This is a genomic window from Mesorhizobium sp. M0960 (assembly GCF_040319055.1).
Classification (GTDB): Bacteria; Pseudomonadota; Alphaproteobacteria; order Rhizobiales; family Rhizobiaceae; genus Mesorhizobium.
Window position 1 is genome coordinate 61,624 of sequence record NZ_JAMYNN010000013.1, and the last position, 21,586, is coordinate 83,209.

24 protein-coding genes are annotated in these 21,586 nt (G+C 62.9%); 11 read left to right on the forward strand and 13 right to left on the reverse strand.

All coding sequences use genetic code 11. From position 1 onward, the window contains the following. Nucleotides 1-147 precede the first annotated feature (147 nt). On the forward strand, nucleotides 148-1,860 hold the full coding sequence (locus NKH63_RS21705) for a SulP family inorganic anion transporter (RefSeq protein WP_352848288.1): 1,713 nt from the start codon (nucleotides 148-150) through the stop codon (nucleotides 1,858-1,860). Nucleotides 1,861-1,873: 13 nt separating this feature from the next. Here the strand turns inward: NKH63_RS21705 and NKH63_RS21710 are convergent, their stop codons facing one another. Further along, nucleotides 1,874-2,734: an SMP-30/gluconolactonase/LRE family protein gene (locus NKH63_RS21710; protein WP_023718873.1), complete on the reverse strand. Its 861-nt coding sequence runs from the start codon at nucleotides 2,732-2,734 to the stop codon at nucleotides 1,874-1,876. A gap of 115 nt (nucleotides 2,735-2,849) precedes the next feature. Between NKH63_RS21710 and NKH63_RS21715 the strand changes: the two genes are divergently transcribed. Both NKH63_RS21715 and NKH63_RS21720 read left to right on the forward strand, forming a co-directional pair. Then, complete coding sequence (locus NKH63_RS21715; protein ID WP_023718872.1) at nucleotides 2,850-3,653, forward strand: helix-turn-helix domain-containing protein; 804 nt, start codon at nucleotides 2,850-2,852, stop codon at nucleotides 3,651-3,653. Between the two features lie 345 nt (nucleotides 3,654-3,998). After that, the gene (locus NKH63_RS21720; protein WP_156948065.1) at nucleotides 3,999-4,793 is read left to right on the forward strand and encodes a DUF6647 family protein; all 795 of its coding nucleotides are present in this window, start codon (nucleotides 3,999-4,001) and stop codon (nucleotides 4,791-4,793) included. Nucleotides 4,794-4,902: 109 nt separating this feature from the next. Here the strand turns inward: NKH63_RS21720 and NKH63_RS21725 are convergent, their stop codons facing one another. The 3 genes from NKH63_RS21725 to NKH63_RS21735 are packed head-to-tail and all read right to left on the reverse strand — an operon-like array spanning nucleotide 4,903 to nucleotide 7,171. Further along, a complete protein-coding gene (locus tag NKH63_RS21725; protein WP_023718869.1) occupies nucleotides 4,903-5,715 on the reverse strand; it encodes a C40 family peptidase in 813 nt (270 codons plus the stop codon). A 41-nt stretch (nucleotides 5,716-5,756) separates the two neighbouring features. Next, nucleotides 5,757-6,701, reverse strand: coding sequence for a CHAD domain-containing protein (locus tag NKH63_RS21730; protein WP_023718868.1), 945 nt, complete (start codon nucleotides 6,699-6,701; stop codon nucleotides 5,757-5,759). Continuing rightward, complete coding sequence (locus NKH63_RS21735) at nucleotides 6,698-7,171, reverse strand: CYTH domain-containing protein (protein WP_023718867.1); 474 nt, start codon at nucleotides 7,169-7,171, stop codon at nucleotides 6,698-6,700. Before NKH63_RS21735 ends, NKH63_RS21730 begins: the two co-directional genes overlap by 4 nt. 88 nt (nucleotides 7,172-7,259) lie before the next feature. Here NKH63_RS21735 and NKH63_RS21740 point away from each other — a divergent pair, with 88 nt between their 5' ends. From NKH63_RS21740 to NKH63_RS21755, 4 genes are read left to right on the forward strand one after another with little or no spacing between them, the layout of a single operon-like run. Beyond that, nucleotides 7,260-7,976 (forward strand): CerR family C-terminal domain-containing protein, encoded by a 717-nt coding sequence (locus tag NKH63_RS21740; RefSeq protein ID WP_023718866.1) that lies wholly within the window; start codon nucleotides 7,260-7,262, stop codon nucleotides 7,974-7,976. Beyond that, complete coding sequence (locus tag NKH63_RS21745) at nucleotides 7,973-8,926, forward strand: HlyD family secretion protein (protein ID WP_023718865.1); 954 nt, start codon at nucleotides 7,973-7,975, stop codon at nucleotides 8,924-8,926. The genes NKH63_RS21740 and NKH63_RS21745 overlap by 4 nt, the downstream gene beginning before the upstream one ends. Beyond that, nucleotides 8,923-9,843 (forward strand): ABC transporter ATP-binding protein, encoded by a 921-nt coding sequence (locus NKH63_RS21750; protein ID WP_352592329.1) that lies wholly within the window; start codon nucleotides 8,923-8,925, stop codon nucleotides 9,841-9,843. The genes NKH63_RS21745 and NKH63_RS21750 overlap by 4 nt, the downstream gene beginning before the upstream one ends. An 8-nt stretch (nucleotides 9,844-9,851) precedes the next feature. Continuing rightward, nucleotides 9,852-10,988 carry an ABC transporter permease gene (locus NKH63_RS21755; protein WP_023718863.1) on the forward strand — a complete coding sequence of 379 codons (1,137 nt, stop codon included), beginning with the start codon at nucleotides 9,852-9,854 and terminating at the stop codon, nucleotides 10,986-10,988. A 36-nt stretch (nucleotides 10,989-11,024) separates the two neighbouring features. Here the strand turns inward: NKH63_RS21755 and NKH63_RS21760 are convergent, their stop codons facing one another. The 3 genes from NKH63_RS21760 to NKH63_RS21770 all read right to left on the reverse strand — a co-directional run bounded on the left by NKH63_RS21760 (nucleotide 11,025) and on the right by NKH63_RS21770 (nucleotide 13,268). Next, entirely contained in the window at nucleotides 11,025-11,678 is a 654-nt protein-coding gene (locus NKH63_RS21760) for a glutathione S-transferase family protein (RefSeq protein WP_352495448.1), read from the reverse strand. A 92-nt stretch (nucleotides 11,679-11,770) separates the two neighbouring features. Then, complete coding sequence (locus tag NKH63_RS21765) at nucleotides 11,771-12,748, reverse strand: threonine/serine dehydratase family protein (protein ID WP_352495447.1); 978 nt, start codon at nucleotides 12,746-12,748, stop codon at nucleotides 11,771-11,773. Between the two features lie 202 nt (nucleotides 12,749-12,950). Beyond that, nucleotides 12,951-13,268: a hypothetical protein gene (locus NKH63_RS21770; protein ID WP_023718860.1), complete on the reverse strand. Its 318-nt coding sequence runs from the start codon at nucleotides 13,266-13,268 to the stop codon at nucleotides 12,951-12,953. 181 nt (nucleotides 13,269-13,449) lie between these two features. Between NKH63_RS21770 and mbfA the strand changes: the two genes are divergently transcribed. Further along, nucleotides 13,450-14,433 carry an iron exporter MbfA gene (gene mbfA, locus NKH63_RS21775; RefSeq protein ID WP_023718859.1) on the forward strand — a complete coding sequence of 328 codons (984 nt, stop codon included), beginning with the start codon at nucleotides 13,450-13,452 and terminating at the stop codon, nucleotides 14,431-14,433. Nucleotides 14,434-14,439: 6 nt separating this feature from the next. On the opposite strand, the gene NKH63_RS21780 is transcribed toward mbfA, so the two are convergent. The 3 genes from NKH63_RS21780 to NKH63_RS21790 form a co-directional block, all read right to left on the reverse strand. Continuing rightward, nucleotides 14,440-14,784 carry an antibiotic biosynthesis monooxygenase family protein gene (locus NKH63_RS21780; protein WP_352592326.1) on the reverse strand — a complete coding sequence of 115 codons (345 nt, stop codon included), beginning with the start codon at nucleotides 14,782-14,784 and terminating at the stop codon, nucleotides 14,440-14,442. Further along, complete coding sequence (locus NKH63_RS21785; RefSeq protein WP_023718857.1) at nucleotides 14,781-15,113, reverse strand: NIPSNAP family protein; 333 nt, start codon at nucleotides 15,111-15,113, stop codon at nucleotides 14,781-14,783. The genes NKH63_RS21780 and NKH63_RS21785 overlap by 4 nt, the downstream gene beginning before the upstream one ends. 95 nt (nucleotides 15,114-15,208) lie before the next feature. After that, nucleotides 15,209-15,424, reverse strand: coding sequence for a DUF1127 domain-containing protein (locus NKH63_RS21790; protein WP_352481378.1), 216 nt, complete (start codon nucleotides 15,422-15,424; stop codon nucleotides 15,209-15,211). A gap of 68 nt (nucleotides 15,425-15,492) precedes the next feature. Here NKH63_RS21790 and NKH63_RS21795 point away from each other — a divergent pair, with 68 nt between their 5' ends. Then, on the forward strand, nucleotides 15,493-16,167 hold the full coding sequence (locus NKH63_RS21795; protein ID WP_352481377.1) for an ArsR/SmtB family transcription factor: 675 nt from the start codon (nucleotides 15,493-15,495) through the stop codon (nucleotides 16,165-16,167). A gap of 224 nt (nucleotides 16,168-16,391) precedes the next feature. Here NKH63_RS21795 and ligD read toward each other — a convergent pair whose 3' ends face one another. The 3 genes from ligD to NKH63_RS21810 all read right to left on the reverse strand — a co-directional run bounded on the left by ligD (nucleotide 16,392) and on the right by NKH63_RS21810 (nucleotide 20,386). Next, entirely contained in the window at nucleotides 16,392-18,893 is a 2,502-nt protein-coding gene (ligD, locus tag NKH63_RS21800) for a DNA ligase D (RefSeq protein WP_352918699.1), read from the reverse strand. A 9-nt stretch (nucleotides 18,894-18,902) separates the two neighbouring features. Continuing rightward, the gene (gene ku / locus NKH63_RS21805; protein WP_023718853.1) at nucleotides 18,903-19,754 is read right to left on the reverse strand and encodes a non-homologous end joining protein Ku; all 852 of its coding nucleotides are present in this window, start codon (nucleotides 19,752-19,754) and stop codon (nucleotides 18,903-18,905) included. Nucleotides 19,755-19,879: 125 nt separating this feature from the next. Continuing rightward, nucleotides 19,880-20,386 carry a YciE/YciF ferroxidase family protein gene (locus NKH63_RS21810; protein ID WP_023718852.1) on the reverse strand — a complete coding sequence of 169 codons (507 nt, stop codon included), beginning with the start codon at nucleotides 20,384-20,386 and terminating at the stop codon, nucleotides 19,880-19,882. 407 nt (nucleotides 20,387-20,793) lie between these two features. Between NKH63_RS21810 and NKH63_RS21815 the strand changes: the two genes are divergently transcribed. Both NKH63_RS21815 and NKH63_RS21820 read left to right on the forward strand, forming a co-directional pair. Next, nucleotides 20,794-20,940 carry a hypothetical protein gene (locus NKH63_RS21815; RefSeq protein WP_023718851.1) on the forward strand — a complete coding sequence of 49 codons (147 nt, stop codon included), beginning with the start codon at nucleotides 20,794-20,796 and terminating at the stop codon, nucleotides 20,938-20,940. 257 nt (nucleotides 20,941-21,197) lie between these two features. Next, a complete protein-coding gene (locus NKH63_RS21820; protein ID WP_502895944.1) occupies nucleotides 21,198-21,578 on the forward strand; it encodes a thiol-disulfide oxidoreductase DCC family protein in 381 nt (126 codons plus the stop codon). Nucleotides 21,579-21,586: the final 8 nt, after the last annotated feature.

Below are 21,586 nucleotides of genomic sequence, written 5' to 3' on the forward strand. Positions count from 1 at the left end.
TTTCGGATAGTCCAATGCGCGGTTCAAAAGTGTTGGAGTGTACCTGTGCGTCGATTTGGACGCACGCCGCTCCAAGTCGCGACGGCGACCGCCGACAGTCCTGCCGACGATCCCGCCGCCTCCTTGGTTTCATGGGGAAGGCACTCGATGGATCAGACCCGGCGGGCAGTGCATCAATCGGCACGGCCGACATTTTCCGAACTGTTCACGCCGAAGCTGGTGACGGTGCTGCGCGAGGGCTATACGCTCGCGCACTTCAAGGCGGATGCCATCGCCGGGCTGACTGTCGCCATCGTGGCGCTGCCGCTGTCGATGGCAATTGCCATTGCTTCAGGCGTGACGCCGGAGCGCGGGCTCTACACCTCGATCATTGGCGGCTTCCTGGTCTCGGCGCTTGGCGGCAGCCGTTTCCAGATCGGCGGCCCGGCCGGCGCCTTCATTGTGCTGGTGGCTGCGACGGTGGCGCGAGTTGGCGTCGACGGCTTGCTGCTGGCGACGATGATGGCCGGCCTGTTCCTGCTTGCCATCGGCTATCTCAGGCTTGGCACCTACATCAAGTTCATCCCCTATCCGGTGACCGTCGGCTTCACCGCCGGCATCGCCGTCATCATCTTCTCCGGCCAGATCGTCGAACTCTTCGGGCTGAAGCTCGCCGGCAAGGAACCGGGGCCGCTGGTGCCGAAGCTGATGGCCATCGGCGAGGCGGCCGGAACGATCAACCTCGCCGCAACCGCGGTGGCGGCACTGACCATCATCACCATTGCGCTGTTGAAGCGGTTTCGGCCGAAGTGGCCGGCCATGCTGATTGCCATCGGGCTGGCATCACTCGTCGTGGCATTGCTCGCCATGCCGGCCGAAACGATCGGCACGCGCTTCGGCGGCATCCCGCGCAGCCTGCAATGGCCGGCCTTCCCGCCGCTCAGCCTCGACAGGATAATCGACGTGCTGCCGGACGCCATCGCCTTTGCGCTGCTCGGGGCGATCGAATCGCTGCTGTCGGCCGTCGTCGCTGACGGCATGACCGGAAGGCGGCATCGCTCCAATTGCGAGTTGGTGGCGCAGGGCTTCGCCAATATCGCCTCCGCCTTGTTCGGCGGTATCTGCACCACCGGCACCATTGCCCGCACCGCGACCAATGTACGGGCCGGCGCGCATGGACCGGTCTCAGGCATGATGCACTCGGCCATCCTGCTTGCCCTGATGCTGGTGGCGGCACCGCTGGCCAGCTATATCCCGCTTGCGGCACTTGCCGGCGTGCTGGCGGTGGTGTGCTGGAACATGTTCGAGAAACAGGCCTTCGCCACCTTGCTGCGCGCCTCGCGCGGCGATGCGCTGGTACTGCTGGCGACGTTCCTGATCGTCATCTTCCGCGACCTGACCGAAGGCATCGTCGTCGGTTTTGCGCTGGGCTCGATGCTGTTCATCGACCGCATGGCCAAGAGCATCGCGGTGGAGGCGGACCATCAATCCTTGGTCCAGGAAGACGTTGCCGACCGCGCCAGCGCTTATGATTCCAGCGAGGCGAGCGATGCCGATACCGTGGTCTACCGGATATCGGGCGCCTTTTTCTTCGGCGCCGCCTCGACCGTCGGCACGGTGCTGGACCGCATCGCCGACCAGCGCAGGAACTTCATCCTCGACTGTTCGGCGGTGCCGTTCTTCGATTCGACGGCGGCCAATGTTATTGAGGGCGCGGCCCACAAGGCCAAGCGCGCCGGCGTTCGCTTCATTATCGCAGGCGCTTCACCGCAGACACGCCGCATGCTGATCAACCACGGCGTCAAGCGGCCGCTGGTGACTTATGCCGCCTCGATCACGGATGCGCGGGCGCAGCTGAAGAAAGCCGCGCCCGCCGCCTGAGCCGATGGCTGGCTTAGTCGAGGCCTAATGCCGCGATCTCGCCGTCGTTCATCAGCGGCACGAAGATTGTCGACTTGCCGTCGGTGCCGATGTCGGCGCTGCCCGGCTTGAACGTCGCAACCGCTTGCGGCGTGCCGCCGGCTTTGTAGCTGTAGAGCGTGCCGGTCATATACGCGGTGGCGTAAACGCTGCCGCCGATGGCGACGACGCCATCGAGGTTAGCGAACTTTTCTGCGCCGGGCAGTGACGCAATTGCCTTGGTGGCGAGATCGACCGAGAGCAGGCCGCCCGGCTCCGCGGTGCTGAAATCGGGCTTGATGCCCTTGCCCCACGAAGCGACGATCAGCCGGCCGCCATCGGCGAAGATGCCATTCGGCGAAGCAAGCGCCGCATCCCTGACGAACAGTTCGGGCCGGTCGCCGTCGATGCGATAGATCGTATCGGCAAGCATATCTGTGACGTAGACCTTGCCGGACGCGTCGGCGGTCACGTCGTTGAGGAAGACCGCGTTCGGCAAGTCGATCGTCGATGTTAGCTTGCCGCTTGCGAGATCGACGACGCGCACATGGGTGAGGTCGGCGACGTAGAGTTTGCCGTCGGCAATCGCCATGCCCTTGGGCGCGTCCATGCCGTCGGTCCAATGTTGCGTAACCATCTTGCCGTCCACAGACAGGACCGACAGGTATCCATTGCCGTCGGCGTCGCCGGGATTGCCAACGATATTGGAGATGATGATGCGTTTGCCGGCGGCATCGAACAGCGCCGATTCCGGTTGCTCAAGCCCGGTAGCGCGCCAGAGTTCGGCCGCCTGAACTGCCGGCGCGGCGGCGATGCCGACCAGAGCGAGAAGTATCGAGGTGAAGAGGCTCTTCATGGCTAGTCTCCTGTAATGGAATGGGGGAGAGCTAGGCTTTTCGATACTTTTCGGGAAGATGTATCGGGACTAGTACCGAAGGCTGATACCAAATCGCGTAAAAGAGGTGCATCCCATGAACGGCCCGATCTTCGAAGCGCTGAAGCGGACGCTTAAGGCCAAGGGCGTGACCTACCGTGTCCTTGCCGAGCGGATGGGCGTTTCCGAGCCGACGGTGAAGCGCATCTTCCATGAGCGCAACTGCAAGCTCGACCGGCTGATCGAGATCTGCGATGCCGCCGGCGTGGAGTTGGAGAACGTGCTCGGCTCGATGAACAGGGGACCGGGACCTGCCAACCGGATCGCGCCGGAGATCGAGCGCAGGCTCGCCGGGCGGCCGGCACTGCTGTTCGTATTCGTCATGCTTTCCGAGAAATTCACGCCAGAAGGCATCATGCGCTCACAAGGGTTGAGCGAGGCTTCGATGTTCCTCTATCTGCGCGACCTCGAGGAACTCGGCCTAGTCGCGCTTGGTGGCGGCCTGTCGGCAAGGCTGCTGGTCGAGGCGCCGATCCAGTGGAATTTCGACGGGCCATTGCGGCCGCTGTTCGAGATGACCAACAAGAATTTCATCGGCTGGGCCATCACCCATCTTGAGCGCGAGGCGACATTCGTCAGCTTCTCCAGGCGGATGCGGCCGGAAACGGCGGAAATGGTCAGGCGCGAGGCGGAGGAATTGGCGGAGCGCGCCAAATTGCTTGCTCATCACGACCAGCACACGACGCCCGAAGACGGGCTGGTCGGCTACAAATGGACGTTTGCGTTCGGCGCAACGCCGTTCCCGGTGATCATGCCGATCGGGCCACATCCGCGCGACGCAGGCGCGCGGACGGACAATCGAGTTGCGGCCGCCGCAAACGGACGACGTCTGCCGGCCTAGGTCAAATCACGGAACGACTGAGGTCGGATTCTTGGGTTTAGGCTGCTGTCCTCCACAGACGCCTTGTAAGCCGCGAACACTAGGCAAGCGGCGCCTATAAATTGGGTGACCGTGCCGATGTGCATGGACATCGGCTTGCGTAGGGTGAGCCTGTGATTATCCAGGCTGCTTTGCAGTCCGGGGCCGGCGTCAGGAGGTGCGCACGGGACACCGGCCAGTAATTTATGCATCGCTTCGCAGGTTACGGGAGCACGTCGCGAAGCCGTCGCATTCGTTGACCGCAATGCAAACCTGAACGCTCTTTCGTGGCGTTGTTTCTTCATCACGGCGGTGTCTCCCAAATTGATGGCGCTGCCGATCAAGGAGGTCGTGACCATGAGCGCGCTCTTAAGGGCATGCTTGCCTTGCGTCCTAAGCGTGATCCTGGCGGCGACACTTGCCGCGTCCGCGGACGAGCCGGAGCTTAGAGGACCCAATGCCGATCCAGGCTCAGGATTGCCGCCGTTGGTCCTGCCTTATATCGAATTGCTCAGCGCACCCGGTGTAGTAGCATCAGCGACGCTTGCCGCGCCCGCGGGCGACTCGGAGCTTATGGGACCCGATCCCGCCCGGCCCGGCATCCAATTGCCCGGCGCACCTGGTGCTCTTGCTCCCATGAAGATGTCTGACCGCTCGCAGCCGGCCGCGCTAATGGCAATAGCGGTATGGCTTTCGTCTGAACTCGGCCTTCCGTCGATCGAAGAGCCCCCGGCGGTAAGCTTCGTACCTGCGCGCAGGATGGCAGGTTTGCGGTTTCGCGACGTGGCGGCGGATCGCTGGAACAGCAGCCCCAATTTTGCCAGTCCGGACAATGTTGGCAAGCAGCCCACTGTTATTGCTATCTACGATGACGAAGCACGGACTATCTTCTTGCCGGAGGGCTGGACAGGCGGCACCCCGGCGGAGCTGTCGGTACTTGTGCATGAGTTGGTCCATCACGTCCAAACCGTGGCCGGGCTGAAGTTTGCATGCGCGGAAGAACGCGAGAAGGCGGCCTTTGAGGCGCAAGAGCGGTGGCTTGCCTTGTTCGGCAGCGACCTTCTGAAGGAATTTGAGCTCGATCCTTTCACGCTGTTGGTTCGCACGAACTGCCTGTATTGATGCTGAAGCCGCTTCGGGGGCAGCCAGTCTGACTGAGCTTCTTACCCCAGAGTATCGGCCGCAAAACCGGTTCTCGGAGGCCCCATGCTCAAACCACAAGATCGAGCGGCTATCCGGCGGTCTTCGTCTCCGGAGCGGCCGCGACCGCCTTGTCATCCCAGACCATCTGCCGGTAGTCGAAGCCGTATTCCAGCGTCGGCTTGACGATGCGGAAATAGGGCGACAGGTCGAAGTCGCGCGGCGTGTAGAGCGAGTGATGGCGGATGTGCAGGATTTCCTTGCGCGAATAGCTCGACTGGGCCGAGGCACGGCCGGGCGCGCGGGTAATCTCGGGTAGGATCGGGTAGCGGATCTGGCCGTAAGCCTCGGCGATCAGCGACGAGCAGATGGCGCGCGTCGGGTCGCCGGAACCGAAAGCCAGCATGCGGCGGCGCCAGCGCACCGGCACCGGCGGCGTCGGCAAGAAGTAGCGCAGCATGTCGAATATGTTCTTGAGATCGTATCTGAGACCCAGCCTGCCGATCATGAAGGCGACGACCGCTTCGCGATCGTCGGGAGCCAGGCCGCTCGCCCGGCAGATGCGGGTGTTGTAGCTGCGGTAGCGCGACAGCGGCACGGCGATGCAGCCATCGCCGAGCGTGACCTCGATCAGGCGCCGCCGTTCCGACCCGTCCTCGGGCTCCGGCAATGCATCGCCGACATAAAAGGCGGCATGCGACCAGGTCGACTGGGTGAGGTATTTGATCGCCGCCGAGATCTTCTGGTTGCCTTCGATGAGCAGGATGTCGCCGGGCTCGAGCGTGCGGCGTAGCGTTTCGGCGTCCGACGGCGTGTAAGGCTCGTAGCCGGACGATTCCTCCTGCAGCCGGCCGGCAAGCCAGCGGCCAAGTCGGTCCAGAAGCGTGTCGCCGGGCTCGGTCATGCCAGACGGCGATTACCACAGGGCGACAAATTAGACCATGATCAGCCCACGCCAGGCGCGCCGGCGTCTTCGTGCGGTACCGCTATGAGATCCTCGCGCACCTTACGGGCGAGCTTCCTCGTCGAGCGCTTCGGACTGTCGCCGAAAAGCTCGGCCGCCTCGGCGAGGCAGGTTTTTTTCAGGCCCTTTTCCGAGCGCTTCAGCAGCTTGCCAAGCAACCGCGTCTCCTCAGCGGGGCCAAGCGGCTGGTCCTCGGCATCGAGAAGCGCGCGCATGACGAGCACATCGTGCAGTTCGCCGAGCCGCTCGCCCAGTTCGTCGACGGCCTTGCGCCGCGTCTTGATCGGCGTCGGCCACAGCCTGCCGAGCAGCGACAGATGCATGCCATGCGTCTTGGCCGCCTTGCGCAGATCGTGAAAATCATCGGCCGCGCCGCGCGAAGCGGCCTTGTCCAGCGCTTTCCTGGCGCGGCGCAAAGTGATGCGCGCGCCTTCGGCGAGCACGTCGGCAGCCTGCTCCGGCTGGTCGGGCAAAGCGAGCTTGTCGATGCGGACGACACCTTCCTCGCAAGCGGCAACCGCCGCGCCTATCGCAGCGTCGAGGCCCGCTCCGACATGCAGCTCATGCTGGCGCGCGACGAGCCTGTCGCGGACGGCACCGAGACCGCCGCCGGCACTTTGCTCGGGAAAGCTTGCCGCCAGCCGGTCGATTGTTTCGACCAGCGCAGTCGCCTCACGCGGACCGGCAAGCAGGGCCGCCACCTGGCGGTAGCACTGATTCTCGGTCACGCAGAATGTTTCGTCCCCGGAACGAACTAGGCGCAGTAAAGCGCGGACGTTTTTCAACCGCTTGCGGCACTTGTGCAGCGCCTGTTCGGGCCTGTCATGCGCCGCGTCCAGATGAACGAGCGCCCTGCCGATCTCCTCGGCGAGGATGCGCCTGACCTCGCCGGTCAGCGACATGCGCGGATCGATACGAAAGCTCATGCGACGATCTCCGGAATCCCCCCAAGGGCGAGCGACGCGTTGTAAAATCTCGGCTCGCCGGTGACTTCGCGGCCGAGCCAATCTGGCAGCATTTCGTCCGGTACATCCTCCTGCGTCTCGAGCTCGGCGATCACCAACCCCGCAAGCGTCCCGCCGAAGACATCGACTTCGTAGAGATAGCCGCGGTGTCTAACATGGTGGCGTGTCTTCTCGATGACACGTCCGATGGCAAAGGCCTGCATCTCTTGCGCCTCCGCCAAAGGCACCGGATATTCGAATTCATCGCGCTCGCGGGCCTGGCTGCCGAACTTGAGCGTCAGCTTGGCAGCGGCATCATTGCTGATGCGCACACGCACCGTGCGGGTAGGCTCGGCGACAAGATAGAATTGACGGATATGAATGTCCGCCTTGACCATTCCCCGCCATTCCTCACCTGAGACCAGGAATTTACGCTCGATTTCCTTGCCCATGGCGAGGCACTAAAGCGCGCACGGCCAGAGTTGGCAAGCCGCTTGACCGCAGTTGACTTTAATCATTCGATTGATTAAAGTATAGACCATGATCAAATCGCCCAGTGCCAGCGGCCTTCCTCATGAAGCGCCCAAGACTGCCGCGGATATGACGCGGACGGCCCTCGTGCGCGCGGCGCTGAAGCTGTTCGGACGCCAGGGTTTCGACGGCACGTCGACGCGCCAGATCGCGGCTGAGGCCAAGGCCAATATCGGCTCGATCGCCTATCATTTCGGCGGCAAGGAAGGGCTCCGCAACGCGGCGGCCGACTACATCGTAGACACCATCCAGACCATTGCGGGCCAGGCGATCGGCAATCTGCAAGCGCCGCCCGCGGCATTGGCGGACACCGAGGCCGCGCGGGCACATTTAGCCGTCGCACTGGAGCGGATGGTCGCCTTCATCGCGGCAAGGCCGGAAGCCGGCGAGATTGTACAGTTCGTCCTGCGTGAGCTGTCGCATCCAACCGCCGCGCTCGACCGTATCTATGACGGCGTGTTCGAACCGGCGCATCACCGGCTCTGCCTGATCTGGGAACAGTCGACGGGCGAGCCGGCCGAGAGCGAGCGCACTAAACTCACCGTATTCACGCTGATTGGCCAGGTCGTCTATTTCCGCATCGGCCGCGAGGCGGTTATGCGCCGGATGGGCTGGCGCGAGATCGGCGATGACGAGGCCGGCAAGATCGCGGCAACAGTAACCGACAATCTCAGCGCGATTTTAGCTCGGCGCGATTTGGCTGTCCGGAAGGATCGTGGATCATGAGCCTGCTCTGTTCTTTGCCGCTTGCCGCCCAGCTTTTCAGCGCCTGCGCGCCGGCAGCACCGCTCGCCGTCGGCTACGTCGAGGGCGATTATGTGCTGCTGGCGCCGATCGAGGTGGCCCAGGTCGAGACGATTGCGGTCAAGCGCGGCGACCGCGTAGCGCCCGGCACGCCGGTGGTGACGCTGGAAAACGCCGACGCCAAGATCGCCATCGCGCAGGCCGAGGCGGCCCTCGCGCAGGCCCAGGCGCAACTTGCCGACCTGCAGGTCGGCAAGCGGCCGGAAGAGATTGCAGTGCTCAGGGCGCAGGTCGACATGGCCAAAGCGCAGGCCGCCGACGCCAAACGCAGATACAGCCGCGCCAGCGATCTGTTCAAACGCGGCACCGGCACGCAGGCCGATTATGATACGGCTTCCGCGGCGCTGGAGACGGCCAACGCGCAGGTCGGCCAGGCGGAAGCCAATCTCGCTGTCGGCGGCCTGCCGGCACGGCCGGAGACGATCAAGGCCGCCGACAATCAGGTCAGGCAGGCGCAATCGGCGCTGGAGCAAGCGCAATGGCGACTGTCGAAGCGTGTGCTCACGGCGCCCTCGCCCGGCAGGGTCAACGATGTCATCCGCTATCCCGGCGATACAGCCGGGCCGACCGCGCCGGTCATCTCCATACTGCCGGACGGCGCAGTGAAGCTCAGCGTCTATGTGCCGGAAAGCGCGTTCTCCTCGGTCGAGGTCGGCACGCTGCTCAACGTCCATTGCGATGGTTGCGGATCGGGCGTGAAGGCACGCGTCAGCTATGTGTCGCCGGATCCGGAATTCACGCCGCCGGTGATCTACTCGCTCGAGACCCGGCAAAAGCTGGTCTATCTGGTCGAAGCGCGGCCGGAAGGCGACGCCAGCGCATTGCAGCCCGGGCAGATCGTCGACGTCGATCTGGCGGACATCGGAAAATGAACGTCATCGACGTGCACGGCCTGGTCAAACGCTTCGGCGACAAGACTGTCGTCGACCATGTGACGATGACCGTGGCCGAGGGCGAGATCGTCGGCTTCCTCGGGCCGAACGGCTCGGGCAAAACGACGACCATCCGCATCATGTGCGGCTTGCTGACGCCCGATGAGGGTGAAGGCACGGTTCTGGGCTTCAACATCCGCACCGACAGCCTGCGGATCAAGCGCGAAGTCGGCTACATGACGCAGAGATTCTCGTTCTACGAAGACCTCACCATCGGCGAGAATCTCGAATTCGTGGCACGGCTCTACCGGCTGAAGCCGCTCGACGAACATGTGGCCAAGACGCTTGAGGAGCTCGGCCTGACATCACGCAGAAACCAACTGGCCGGCACCTTGTCCGGCGGCTGGAAGCAGCGGCTGGCGCTGGCCGCCTGCATCATGCACAAGCCGAAACTGCTGCTGCTCGACGAACCGACGGCTGGCGTCGACCCGAAGGCGCGGCGCGAATTCTGGGACGAGATCCACCGGCTGGCGAGCGGCGGGCTGACCGTGCTGGTCTCCACCCATTACATGGACGAGGCCGAGCGCTGCCACCGCATCAGCTACATCTCCTATGGCAAGATGCTGGCCACCGGCACGGTTGAGGACGTGGTGAGGAATGCCGGGCTGACCACCTTCGTCCTGCAAGGGCCGCGGCTCGATCAGGTCGCTGCCGCACTTCATGGCCGCCCAGGCGTCGACCAGGTGGCGCCGTTCGGCGCGGCGCTGCATGTAGTCGGCTCCGACAGGACGGCGCTTCAGGCAGCGCTCGCCGACGTCGAGAAAGACCACAAGGGCGTCAGGGTCTCGCCCGGCGAGACCAGCCTGGAGGATGTGTTCATCCAGTTCATGTCCGGTTCGAAGGACAATATGGGATGAAGAACGGGATAAACAGCGTCTTTTCCTTCGCCAGGCTCGGTGCGCTGCTGATCAAGGAGTTCATCCAGATGCGGCGCGACCGCATCACCTTCGCCATGATGCTGGGCGTGCCGCTGATGCAGCTGGTGCTGTTCGGCTATGCCATCAACAACGATCCGAAGAGCCTGCCGGCAGCGCTGGTGGCGATGAGCAGCGATCCTTACACGCGAGCCATGGTTTCGGCGCTGCAGACCACCGGCTATTACCGCTTCGACCATGTCGCGCAAAGTGCCGCCGAAGCCGAATTCCTGATGGCGCGCGGCGACGTTGCCTTCGTCGTCACCATTCCCGCCGATTTCGCCCGACGGGTCGAGCGTGGCGACAGCCCGCAGATCCTGATCGAGGCGGATGCGACCGACCCGGCCGTCGCCAGCGGCGCCATCTCGACGCTCGGCACCGTTGCCAACCAGGCGCTGCTCAGGGCGCGCGGCATGCAGGAGACAGCGGCCGAAGCTGCCCGGGGCCAGCTCCAGGTCGTAGTGCACCGGCGCTACAATCCGGAAGCCGTATCGCAATACAACATCGTGCCCGGCCTGCTCGGCGTCATCCTGCAGATGACGATGGTAATGATGACCTCGATCGCGCTGACGCGTGAGACCGAGCGCGGCACGATGGAGAACCTTCTGGCGATGCCGTCCAGCCCGCTCGAGATCATGCTGGGTAAGGTGCTGCCGTATCTGGCGGTCGGCGCCGTGCAGGTGCTGGTGGTGCTGGCGGCATCGAAGCTTCTGTTCGCCATCCCCTTCACCGGATCGATGTCGCTGCTGTTGACGGCCGTCCTGATCTTCGTGCTGGCGCTGGTGCTGCTCGGCTATACGATCTCGACGATTGCCCGCACGCAGATGCAGGCACTGCAGCTCACCTTCTTCTTCTTCCTGCCGTCGATCATGCTGTCCGGTTTCATGTTCCCCTATCGCGGCATGCCGGACTGGGCGCAGATTTTCGGCGAGGTGCTGCCGCTGACGCATTTCCTGCGCATCATCCGCGCGGTGATGCTGAAGGGCGCCGAGCTGCCGGCGGTGGCAACGGAGATCGGCTGGCTGGTGGTGTTCGTGGCGCTGTTCGCCGGCGTGGCGCTGGTGCGGTTCCGCCGGACGTTGGATTAGGGTCGAACTCGATCCGCTTGTGCAAATGACCGAGATTCACACCGGCTTGGCCTGACCCGGGACCGGCGCCAATTCAGGCGCATTGAGCCCTTCGAAGGGATCGCGCCAGGCGTCGATTTCTTCAAGCTGCCGATACCAGCGACCGACAGAAGGATAATCATCGAGCGGCAATCGGGCGACGTCGTTGAAGGGCAGAAACGTCGCCATTCGAAAGTCGGCATAGGAAACCGAACTTCCGACCAGCCAATCTCGCTCGGAAAGCTCGGCATCAAGTATTGCGGCGGCGGTGCTGAAGTCGCTCAGGCCCTCCTCAACCCGCGCCTGATCGATCGGGCCGAGCCCATAGCGCTGTTTGGTCCCGCGTTCGAAATGCACGACGTCGCAGGCTCTTGCGAAGTTCTCTTTGCCCCAACTCAGCCATCGGATCATCTCGGGCTCGTCGTCGCCGGTGCGCCAGAAATGCGAATGCGTGTCGCGTGAAAACCGGCAGGCTATGGCGTCGGCCTCCCAGAGGCTTTTTCCCAAGCCCACAAGGATAGGCAATGAAAGATTTGGATTGAGCGGCCGAAAGCGCTCGGCCTGCCCCGGAGCGAAGGGAGAGGCGAATTCGAACTCGACCTTGGCTTTGAGATACCGTGCCACCGCGACCGCGAGGCGAGGATTGGGATTGCGGCTGAAGAACAGTTTCATTGATCTCAGTCTTTGAAGGGTACCGGTTCGACCGGGCGCAACGGACGCTCAAGCACCTCGAATCGGCACATGACCTGGAACTGGTTGCTATCCTAGCCGGCAGCAATGATCTCGGCATAGGTGCTGAGATCGACATTGCCACCGGAGAGCACCACGGCAATGCATTTCCCGGCAAGGTCGATCTCGCCTGACGACAGCGCGGCCAAGCCGACGCAACCGCCAGGTTCGACGACCAGCTTCAGGCAAGCCATGGCATCGCGCATCGCCTGTGCCACCGCCTTGTCGGAAACGGTAATGGCGCCGGCGAGATTCTTGCGGTTGATCTCGAAAGTGATCGCGCCCGGCTCGGCGACGAGAAGGGCATCGCAGATCGAGGTGTGGCCGGGCGCGTTCGACACCCTGGCGCCTTTGATCAGCGAGCGGCGTGTGTCATCGAAATGCTCGGGTTCCACGGCCCAGACGGCGGTGCCCGGTGAGGCGTCCTTGACCGCGATCGAAATGCCGCTGCTCAAGCCGCCACCGCCGCAGGGAACGACTACCGCATCCAGGCTGACGCCAAGCGCGCTTGCTTGGCGCATCAATTCGAGGCCGATCGTGCCCTGGCCGGCGATGATGGCCGGATCGTCGTAGGGCGGCACCAGGACCATGCCCCTTTCCACGTAAGAACGGACGACGGCAGTGCGATCGTCGCGGACCCGGTCGAAGGTGATCACTTCCGCGCCCATCTTCCTGACATTGCCGACTTTCATCGCCGGCGCATCGGTGGGCATGGCGATGACGGCCTTGACGCCGAACATCGCCGCTGCGGCGGCAACGCCTTGCGCGTGATTACCCGACGAGAAGGCGACGACGCCGCCAGCGCGTTCTTCCGCCGAGAGCGAGGAGAGCTTGTTGTATGCACCGCGGAACTTGAAGGAGCCGGTGCGCTGCAACGTCTCGGGCTTGAACAGGATCCTGGCGCCGAAGCGCTTGTTCAGCTCCGGCGATTCGATCAGCGGCGTTTCGACGATCAGGCCGGACAATCGCGCTGCTGCGCTGCGGATATCGGCGATGCCGGGAGGGGTGGTCATGGCGAGGTCCTGCAAGAAATGAGACCGCCTATGGTGCACGGAAAGGGAGGCCGCGCACCAATGAAAAAATGTGACGGTTACAATTCGTCTTGCAGGCAGGAGAGGAGCGTGCCTGCCACCTGCCGCCTCCTCGTCTCTCCGCCATGCGGTCGTCGCTTCAATCGACAAATCGTTGCCGATTGACCGGCTTGGCCGCCGCTCCTCACCCCAACAGCGTCTTTTGCCGTTTGGGACCGCCCATCTTACGCCAGGTGTTGAAGCGGTGGGTGGCGGCGGCGAAGGAGATCTTCATCTGCTGGGCGACCGAATAGCGCGACTTGCCCTCGTCGAACAGGCGATAGCAGCACTCGACACCCTCCTCAGTCAACTTGCCATCGGGAGCCTTGTTGTGCGGATTGGCGGGATCGAATTTTTCGACCTGCTGCTCGACCAGGCCTTTCAGGCGCTGCAGATCCGCCTCGATGTTGGCGATCAGGTCGAGGACTGGTTTGGGATCAAACGGCTGCTGTTTTTCCGGCATCTGCGGGTTCCTTTCTCTTGGTTCAGATTCGGTTATATAAGTGAACGTTCACCGATAGCAAACGACGACCTGCTCGAGGTTTCGAAATCTGTAGCTTTTGAGCATGAGTGGAGCACGCACGATTGACCGGCGACGTGCAAGGTCATAGTTTAGAACTATTCTAAACTAGGGTGAATTTCTCATGCTTTCCCGCGTTTTCGGCCTCGGCCGCCGTTCCTTTGAATCGCTCTCGGAGCAGGAGATCCTGGCGCTCGCCATCTCCTCCGAGGAGGATGACGGGCGCATCTATCGCGCCTATGCCGACGGGCTGGCGGAAAGCTTTCCGCAATCGGCCAAAGTGTTCGAAGAGATGGCGGAGGAAGAGGACGGCCATCGCGATTCACTGATCGAGCTTTACCGCAAGCGTTTCGGCGAGCGGATACCGCTGATCCGGCGCGAACATGTGAAGGGTTATTACGAGCGCAAACCGGACTGGCTGGTGAGGCCGCTCGGCGTCGATCATGTGCGCAGCCAAGCCGAGGCCATGGAGCGGCAGGCCTACCTGTTCTATGTCGAGGCGGCCAAGCGCACAGGCGATGCGTCGACGCGAAAGCTGCTCGACGATCTGGCGATCGCAGAACAGGGCCACGAGACACTAGCGCAGCGGCTCGAACAAAAGCATGTGCCGGGCGCGGTCAAGGACGAAGAGGCGGCGGCCGAGCAGCGCCAGTTCATCCTGACCTACGTACAACCGGGGCTGGCGGGGCTGATGGATGGGTCGGTGTCAACACTGGCGCCGATCTTTGCCGCCGCCTTTGCCACGCACGACACGTTCCAGACCTTTCTGGTCGGGCTTGCTGCCTCGATCGGCGCCGGCATCTCGATGGGTTTCACCGAAGTGGCCTCCGACGACGGTAAGTTGTCGGGCCGCGGCTCGCCGGCAAAACGCGGTCTGACCGTCGGCGTCATGACAACGCTGGGCGGGCTCGGCCATGCGCTGCCCTATCTCATCCCGCTTTTCTGGACGGCGACCATTGTCGCCGCCGTGGTGGTTTTCTTCGAGCTGTGGGCGATCGCCTTCGTGCAGAACCGCTATATGCAGACGCCATTCTGGCGCGCCGCCTTCCAGGTGGTGCTGGGTGGCGCGCTGGTGTTTGCGGCAGGGGTGCTGATCGGGAATGCATAGCAGCCCCTATCCGTTCACCACCCGGCTGTCTGCTGGCGCCTCGGCGCGTTCGGTCAGGCCGTAGTCGCGCACGACGTGGGCGATGCGCAAACAATAGTCGGCAAAGATACCGCCGCGCCCGGCTTTCTGGGCCTGCCGATGTTCCTGCGTGTTGCGCCAGGCCTTCACCGCTTCCTCGTCGCGCCAGAAGGACAGCGACAGGATGCGGTTCGGATCGGCAAGGCTCTGGAAGCGCTCGATCGACAGGAAACCGTCGATGCCGTCGAGCAGCGGCCGCAGGTCGGCGGCGATGCCGAGGTAGGCTTCGCGCTTGCCCGCCGCCGGCTCGACCTCGAAGATGACGGCGATCATGGCTTCACCAAAGGACCATGCGGCGCGGAGGCCAGCTTGAGGAAGATGCGATCCTCCTTCAGGATGAATTTTTCCCGCCGGGCGAACTCGTAATTCGCCTTGCCGGCGGGATCGGCGGCGAGCCGGGCGCGGTAGACTTCGTAGGCCGCAAGACTGTCGATGTTGTAGGCGGCATAAGCCGTGGTGGCCGAGCCTTCGTGCGGCGCGAAATAGCCGATCAGATCGGCGCCGCAGCGCGGGATCGCCTGCCCCCAATTGCGGGCATATTCCTCGAACGCCGCCTTGCCGAACGGATCGATCTCGTAGCGGATGAAGCAGGTAATGGTCATTTTCGCCTCCTTGGCGGGTGGATGTTTCTTGCGACCACAGTTCGAGCCGGGTCGAAACGTTCCGAAGATCGATATGCTAGGCAATCCCTCGCTGATCATGCCTGCCAGAAGGATTTCGCGTATTCGCGACGGACGTCTTCGGGTGTCAGGCCAAGGTCACGCAGCAGATGATCGTCGATTTCGGCGAGATCGAGGCGCTGCGAATGACGGTCGTACCACCGCTTCAGGAGCCACAGCCGCAAGCGGCGCAAGACAATTAACGGGAACGGCCGGCGAGCAGGCGCGGCGCTGAGAATGGTCCTTGCAGGCATCGTCGTCTCCTTGATTTGCATCGAGATTAATGCTTGTCTGACGAGGATGCTTCGATGAGGAACGAACTATGCGCGAAGGCCCTGACATAGCCCGCATTGCCAGCCTGGTCGGCGATCCGGCGCGGGCAAACATGCTGTCCGCACTGATGGGCGGCACAGCACTGACGGCGAGCGAACTGGCACTCGAAGCCGGCGTGTCGCTTCCGACAGCGAGCTCCCATCTATCGAAGCTGATGGAAGGCGGGCTGCTGACGCTGGCGAGCCAGGGACGGCACCGCTATTACGGCCTCGCCGGCCCGCAGGTGGCAGGAATGATCGAAGCCATCACCGGCGTCGCTGCTGCTGTCGGGCCGCAGAGGGTGCGACCCGGCCCTCGCGACGCGGCCATGCGCGTGGCGCGGGTCTGCTACGACCACCTCGCCGGCGAGCAGGCGGTGGCGATGCTGGACCGTCTTGTCGCTCGACAAGTGCTCCTGCGCGACGACAAGGAGATCCAGCTTGGGCCGTCGGCCGCCTCGCATTTCGCCGCGATCGGCATCGACATCCATACCAAAGCGCGGCGACCGGTGTGCCGGGCGTGCCTCGACTGGAGCGTGCGGCGTTCGCACCTTGCCGGCACGCTGGGCGCCGCCATTCTCGACAAGATCCTCGCCGAGAAATGGGCGCGGCGCGAGAAGGACAGCCGTGCCGTGATCTTTTCACCGGCAGGCAAGCAGGCCTTCGAGAACACGTTTCTCGCCTGACAGATCGCTTCCACGCGCTAGTACGCATTCGTCGTTTCACGGAAACGCCGAACCGCTCTGTCTTTTTGTTTTGACGCAATTCCGGGCGGAAAACCTTTTCATACTTTTCCTGGAATTGCTTTAAAGCGCGTCGCGTTCGACCGGCCTCATGCGATGCGCTTTAGGTCCTTGTTTTGATGCATGTCGTTATCGCAAAACCGCTGCACACTTTTGCGCGACATGCACTAGTCGCGCTTGAGCAGCTTGGCCTGCTTGAAAAAATCCGCCCAGGGGTCGGCTTGCCCGAGCCGCTTCAGCGTCGTCTTGTCGCCGATCGGAAAGGCGTTGGGCGGCAATCCGGCCTCGATCTCCGCCCAGGTCACCGGCATCGATACCGTGGCGCCCTTTTTGGCGCGCGACGAATAGGGGGCGACGGTGGTGGCGCCGCGGCCGTTGCGCAGATAATCGACGAAAATCCTGCCCGTGCGTGCCTTCTTCGACAGCGTCGCCGTGTAGCGGTCGGGTGCGGCCTGTTCGAGCGCTCGGGCGAACTCATGGGCGAAGCCCTTGACCTCGTCCCAATCCGCCGACGGCTTCAGCGGCACGACGACGTGGTAGCCCTTGCCGCCCGAGGTCTTGACGAAATTCGGCAGGGACAGTTCGTCGAGCCGGCCGCGGATGTCGAGTGCCGCCGCGCGCACCGCCTTCACGTCGACGCCCTCGTCGGGATCGAGATCGAAGATGATCTGGTCGGGCTTTTCCAGCTCGTCGGTGGTCGAGCCCCAAATATGGATCTCGACGACGCCCAGTTGCACCAGTGCCACGAGACCGTCGAAATCGCGGATGAACAATATCTCCTCGCCGTCGGTCGGATCCTTCATCACGGCGATCTTGTCGTGCATGCCGGCCGAGGCATGCTTCTGGAAGAAGCGTTGGCCGCCGACGCCGTCCGGCGCCCGCACGAGGCTGAGCGGCCGATTGATGACGAACTGCTTCATGCGCGGCCAGACCAGCGCGTAGTGATCGACCAGATCCTGCTTCGATACGTTCTCCTCGGGCCACAGAAGCTTGTCAGGGCGGGACAGCGTAACCGAGGTTTTCGCCGCGCCTGCGGTTTTGGTGGGCTTTGGCTTCGGCTCTGCCGTGGCTGAGCGTGCTTTCGGTTTCTCCTGCACGACTTCCTCCGCCGGCTTGTCCTCGCGCAATCCCTGGAAGGACGCGTGGCGTATTATACGGTCCGACGTCCAACTGCGAAACTCCACTTCGCCGACAAGTTCGGGCTTGACCCAGACCAGCCCCTTGCCCCTTGGCACCGCGCTGTCGAAGGGCGAGGTTGTCGTCTTCAGCGCATCAAGCCTTTTCTTCAACTCGTTGGTGCTTTTGGCCGTGAAGCCGGTGCCGACGCGGCCGGCATAACGCAGCTTGCCGCCCTCGTGATAGCCGACCAGCAGCGAGCGCAGGCCACGCCCGGTCTTGTCCGACGGCATGTAGCCGCCGATGACGAATTCCTGGCGCGCCGTGCATTTCGACTTCACCCACGAGGGAACACGCCCGCTGCGGTAGGGCGCATCGGCACGCTTGGAGACGACGCCTTCGAGGCCCAGGCGGCAAGCATGCTCCAGCATGATCTTGCCGGGCTCGGCAAAGTGGTCGCTGAAGCGCACGGCCTGCTCTTCGGTCTGTCCGGCGAGCAGGCTGCGCAGCCTTTCCTTGCGCTCGACCAGCGGCTCGGAACGGATGTCTTGACCATTGAGCTGCAACAGGTCGAAGACATAGTAGATGAAACGGTCCGTACGGCCCGCCGACAGATCTTGCTGAAGCAGCGAAAAGGACGACACGCCATTATCCGCCAGCACGACGATTTCGCCGTCGATGACGGCATCGGTACATTTCAGGCCGCCAAGTGCCGCGATAATTGAGCCACCAAATTTGTGGGTCCAGTCGAGGCCGGTGCGTGTCAAAAGCCGCACCTCGGTACCGGCAAGCTGCGCCTGCATGCGATAGCCGTCGAACTTCACCTCATGCAGCCAGTCCTTACCGGGCGGGGCGTCCCGCTCCAGCGTGGCGAGCGCCGGCTCGACGAATTCGAGCCGCCTTGCCGCGACAGCCTTCGCTTTGCCGGCGGCCGGCCTGTCGGACTGCCAGACGCTTGGCTTCTTGCCGTCGGCGGTCTTGCCTTCGCCGACCTCCTCGATGGTCAGGCCGGATTTCACCGATTGCGGCGCCTCCTGCAAAATGTCCTCACCGGGACGCGCGGCGGCATCGTCGGACTTGATCAGCAGCCAGTTGTCGCGTTTTTCGCCGGGCCGCGGCTTCAGCCGCACCAGATGCCAGGCGCCATGCAATTTGTGGCCATGCAGTTCGAAATTGATATGGCCTTTCTTCATCCCTTTGGCAGGGTCGCCTTCGGGGACCCACGTGCCTTCGTCCCAGACAATGACCGAGCCGCCGCCATATTGGCCCTTGGGGATGGTGCCTTCGAACGGCGCATAGTCGATCGGGTGGTCCTCGACATGCACGGCGAGCCGCTTCTCATGCGGGTCGAGGCTCGGGCCTCGCGTCACCGCCCAGCTCCACAGCACGCCGCCATGCTCAAGGCGAAGGTCGTAGTGAAGCCTGGTGGCGGCATGCTTGTGGATGACGAAAATGCCACCCGGCACGGCTTTCTTGCCGCGCGCGAGCTTACCGGCCGGTTCGACGGTCTTCTTGAAATCGCGCTTGGCGTGATATTGCTCGAGGCCGGCCATGGTCTGATCCTAAGCCGATTTGCGCCGGGCGGCTTTGGACTTGGCGCCTTTTGCCGGGCGTCTGGCCTTTGCCGGCGGGCTGGCCTCCGACGAAAGGCTCTTCTTCAGTGCATCGAAGAGATTGACGACGTTGGAGGGTCGCGGTTCTGCCTTGGTCTTCGGTGCCTTCTTGCCGGCCTTCTTGGCGCGGACCAACTCGATCAGCGCGTTTTCGTATTTGTCCTCGAATTCGGAAGGATCGAACTTCGCCTGTTTCTCATCGACAATGTGTTCGGCCAGCCTGATCATCTCGGCGTCGGTCGTCACCGGCTTAATGTCGCCGAACACCATCTCCGGCCTGCGCACCGTATCGCCATAGCGCAGCGTCGTCAGCAGCAGGCCCTTGCCCAGCGGCTCGATGACCACCGGACGCTCGCGGCGGTAGAGCACGATGCGGGCAAGGCCCGCCGTCTTCTTGGCGGCCATGGCGTCGCGGATGACGGCAAAAGCCTCTTCCGAGACATCGTCCGCAGGCGTCACATAATAGGGCGTGTCGAGATAGATCTGCTGGATCGAAGATTTTTCGATGAACCCGTCGAGGCTCATCGTATGCGAGGATTCGATCTGGACGGCTTCGATCTCCTCCTCCTCGATTTGGACGAAGTCGCCGTCGCCGATCTCGTAGCCCTTGATCTCGTCGCCTTCATCGAGCGGCTTGCCGCTTGCCGAATCGACATAGACGCGCCTGACAGTGTTGCCAGTCTTGCGGTTGAGCACGCGGAACGAAACTTTTTCGGCCTGGGTGACGCCATTGGTCACTTCGACCGCGCAGGTGACCAGCGAAAGCTTGAGATACCCTCTCCAGGCGGGGCGCGGCGCCATGACAAACTCCCTGCGCGACAACGTTCAACCGAGAACGGGCAAAGTCCGTTCCGGTTCCGGCGGCGCAAAAGGCAAGTCCGGGCTTTCGGCCCAGCCTTGCCTGAACTCCATTCTCGATCGCGGCCCTACTCGGCGGCTTGCAGGTTGATCTTGCTTTCCGCCATCTCGGTAAGCTTGCGGTCGGTTGCCTGTTCCTCCTTGAGGTTGTTGGCCAACACATTGGCGCAGTCGCTGCGGCCCAGTTGCTTGGCCCAGGCAATCAAGGTGCCGTAACGGGTCATCTCATAATGCTCGACCGCCTGGGCGGACGCGATCAGTGCAGCGTCGAGGACCTCCTTGTCGGCGATGTCGCCGCTGACCTCATCGGCCTCTTCGAGAATGCCATCGATGGCCGGGCAGTCGACTTCCTTGGCCTTCACGCCGTGCAGCTCGAACACCTGCTCGACACGCTGAATATGACCCTTGGTCTGGGCGAGATGCTTCTCAAAGCCGGCTTTCAACTGCGGATCACTCGCCTTGTCGATCATCTTCGGCAGCGATTTCTCGATCTGTTTCTCGGCGTAATAAATGTCGCGCAGCGTGTGCACGAAGAGATCGTCGAGTGTTTTGATGTCCTTCGAAAAGAAGCCCATGGCCTTTGCCTTTCCATTGCTCTTGCTGTTTCGGATTTTTGGCTGCGGCTTCAGCCGGAAGCTGCAGCCCGCGCAGCCGGTTCGTCCCGGCACTGGGAAATCAACGTGCGGCTGACGGGCCGGTTCCTGGTTTTTCGACCACGTGCACGGAAATTTCGCGGTGGCAGCAAAAGTGAAACAAACGCGCGCCTCGGCGACATTCAGGCGAAACATATGTGATGCAAAAGTCACACTGGGCGAAATGCCGACGGACAGCACGGAAACACCGCGAATCAGCCGCATTGCAGCCATGAACAAAGGCATTTTCGACCAGAGATTAACATCGCGTTCACCGACTATTCACGCCTGGACGCTATGATCCCCGCAATTCGGAAGGGACATCCGAAACGGGACAGGGACCGAGTAAAATGAGCTTCTGGAATCAAATCGCCGGCTATGCCGCCGCCATCCGCGAATTCGTCGCGCCGACCTATCGGCCCGAGCGCTATTACATGCGCGGCCCAGGCCCCGCCTGCGCACGCCGTGGCAACACGCTTGGGATCAGCGTGCACTGATGATGACCATGGAAAGCCGTCACGACAGCCGTATCTGCCGGCCCGACGCCGACAACCGGTCAACGACCTATCGCGCCGAGCGCCCTGCGCTGACCGACAGACGGCGGGCGACAACGCCAAGCCTCTAACATTCCGGGCTTTGATCCAGCCGCCGGCAGGCTTAGTGTCGCCTGACACCAGCTGCCGGGCGCCACGTGATCGTCAAGCCGAACCATTCTCCTGAGCCGCCAGAATTCGAATCAAGTCGCTCGTTGATCGTGTTCGACGGCGTCTGCGTGTTGTGCTCGGGTTTTGTGCGGACGGTGGTAAAGCTCGACCGCAAGGGCCACTTCCATTTCGTAACGGCGCAATCGCCGCTCGGCGAGATGCTGTTCAAGAAATACGGGCTGCAGACGGATCGCTACGAGACCAATCTCGTCATCATCGATGGCGCGGCTTTCACACGCCTGGACAGTTTCGTTGCCGTCATGGCCGAACTCGCCTGGCCATGGCGAGCGGCGCGGATCCTGCTGTTGTTGCCGCGCCCGCTTCGCGACTGGCTCTACGATCGCATCGCAAAGAACCGCTACGCCCTGTTCGGCAAGAAGGACAATTGTGAAATCCCTTCCGCCGAGGTGAGGGCAAGATTGATCGGCTAGGCTCATCG

Bases quoted from the DNA above. Each gene is read 5' to 3' on its own strand.
- NKH63_RS21795 (WP_352481377.1), top strand. From the start codon at position 15,493: ATGCGCGAAGGCCCTGACATAGCCCGCATTGCCAGCCTGGTCGGCGAT.
- NKH63_RS21790 (WP_352481378.1), bottom strand. From the start codon at position 15,424: ATGCCTGCAAGGACCATTCTCAGCGCCGCGCCTGCTCGCCGGCCGTTC.
- ligD (WP_352918699.1), bottom strand. From the start codon at position 18,893: ATGGCCGGCCTCGAGCAATATCACGCCAAGCGCGATTTCAAGAAGACC.
- NKH63_RS21770 (WP_023718860.1), bottom strand. From the start codon at position 13,268: ATGCCGGAAAAACAGCAGCCGTTTGATCCCAAACCAGTCCTCGACCTG.
- NKH63_RS21715 (WP_023718872.1), top strand. From the start codon at position 2,850: ATGAACGGCCCGATCTTCGAAGCGCTGAAGCGGACGCTTAAGGCCAAG.
- NKH63_RS21705 (WP_352848288.1), top strand. From the start codon at position 148: ATGGATCAGACCCGGCGGGCAGTGCATCAATCGGCACGGCCGACATTT.
- ku (WP_023718853.1), bottom strand. From the start codon at position 19,754: ATGGCGCCGCGCCCCGCCTGGAGAGGGTATCTCAAGCTTTCGCTGGTC.
- NKH63_RS21720 (WP_156948065.1), top strand. From the start codon at position 3,999: ATGGCGCTGCCGATCAAGGAGGTCGTGACCATGAGCGCGCTCTTAAGG.
- NKH63_RS21725 (WP_023718869.1), bottom strand. From the start codon at position 5,715: ATGACCGAGCCCGGCGACACGCTTCTGGACCGACTTGGCCGCTGGCTT.
- NKH63_RS21735 (WP_023718867.1), bottom strand. From the start codon at position 7,171: ATGGGCAAGGAAATCGAGCGTAAATTCCTGGTCTCAGGTGAGGAATGG.
- NKH63_RS21740 (WP_023718866.1), top strand. From the start codon at position 7,260: ATGATCAAATCGCCCAGTGCCAGCGGCCTTCCTCATGAAGCGCCCAAG.
- NKH63_RS21745 (WP_023718865.1), top strand. From the start codon at position 7,973: ATGAGCCTGCTCTGTTCTTTGCCGCTTGCCGCCCAGCTTTTCAGCGCC.
- NKH63_RS21780 (WP_352592326.1), bottom strand. From the start codon at position 14,784: ATGATCGCCGTCATCTTCGAGGTCGAGCCGGCGGCGGGCAAGCGCGAA.
- NKH63_RS21765 (WP_352495447.1), bottom strand. From the start codon at position 12,748: ATGACCACCCCTCCCGGCATCGCCGATATCCGCAGCGCAGCAGCGCGA.
- NKH63_RS21750 (WP_352592329.1), top strand. From the start codon at position 8,923: ATGAACGTCATCGACGTGCACGGCCTGGTCAAACGCTTCGGCGACAAG.
- NKH63_RS21760 (WP_352495448.1), bottom strand. From the start codon at position 11,678: ATGAAACTGTTCTTCAGCCGCAATCCCAATCCTCGCCTCGCGGTCGCG.
- NKH63_RS21710 (WP_023718873.1), bottom strand. From the start codon at position 2,734: ATGAAGAGCCTCTTCACCTCGATACTTCTCGCTCTGGTCGGCATCGCC.
- NKH63_RS21785 (WP_023718857.1), bottom strand. From the start codon at position 15,113: ATGACCATTACCTGCTTCATCCGCTACGAGATCGATCCGTTCGGCAAG.
- NKH63_RS21730 (WP_023718868.1), bottom strand. From the start codon at position 6,701: ATGAGCTTTCGTATCGATCCGCGCATGTCGCTGACCGGCGAGGTCAGG.
- mbfA (WP_023718859.1), top strand. From the start codon at position 13,450: ATGCTTTCCCGCGTTTTCGGCCTCGGCCGCCGTTCCTTTGAATCGCTC.
- NKH63_RS21815 (WP_023718851.1), top strand. From the start codon at position 20,794: ATGAGCTTCTGGAATCAAATCGCCGGCTATGCCGCCGCCATCCGCGAA.
- NKH63_RS21810 (WP_023718852.1), bottom strand. From the start codon at position 20,386: ATGGGCTTCTTTTCGAAGGACATCAAAACACTCGACGATCTCTTCGTG.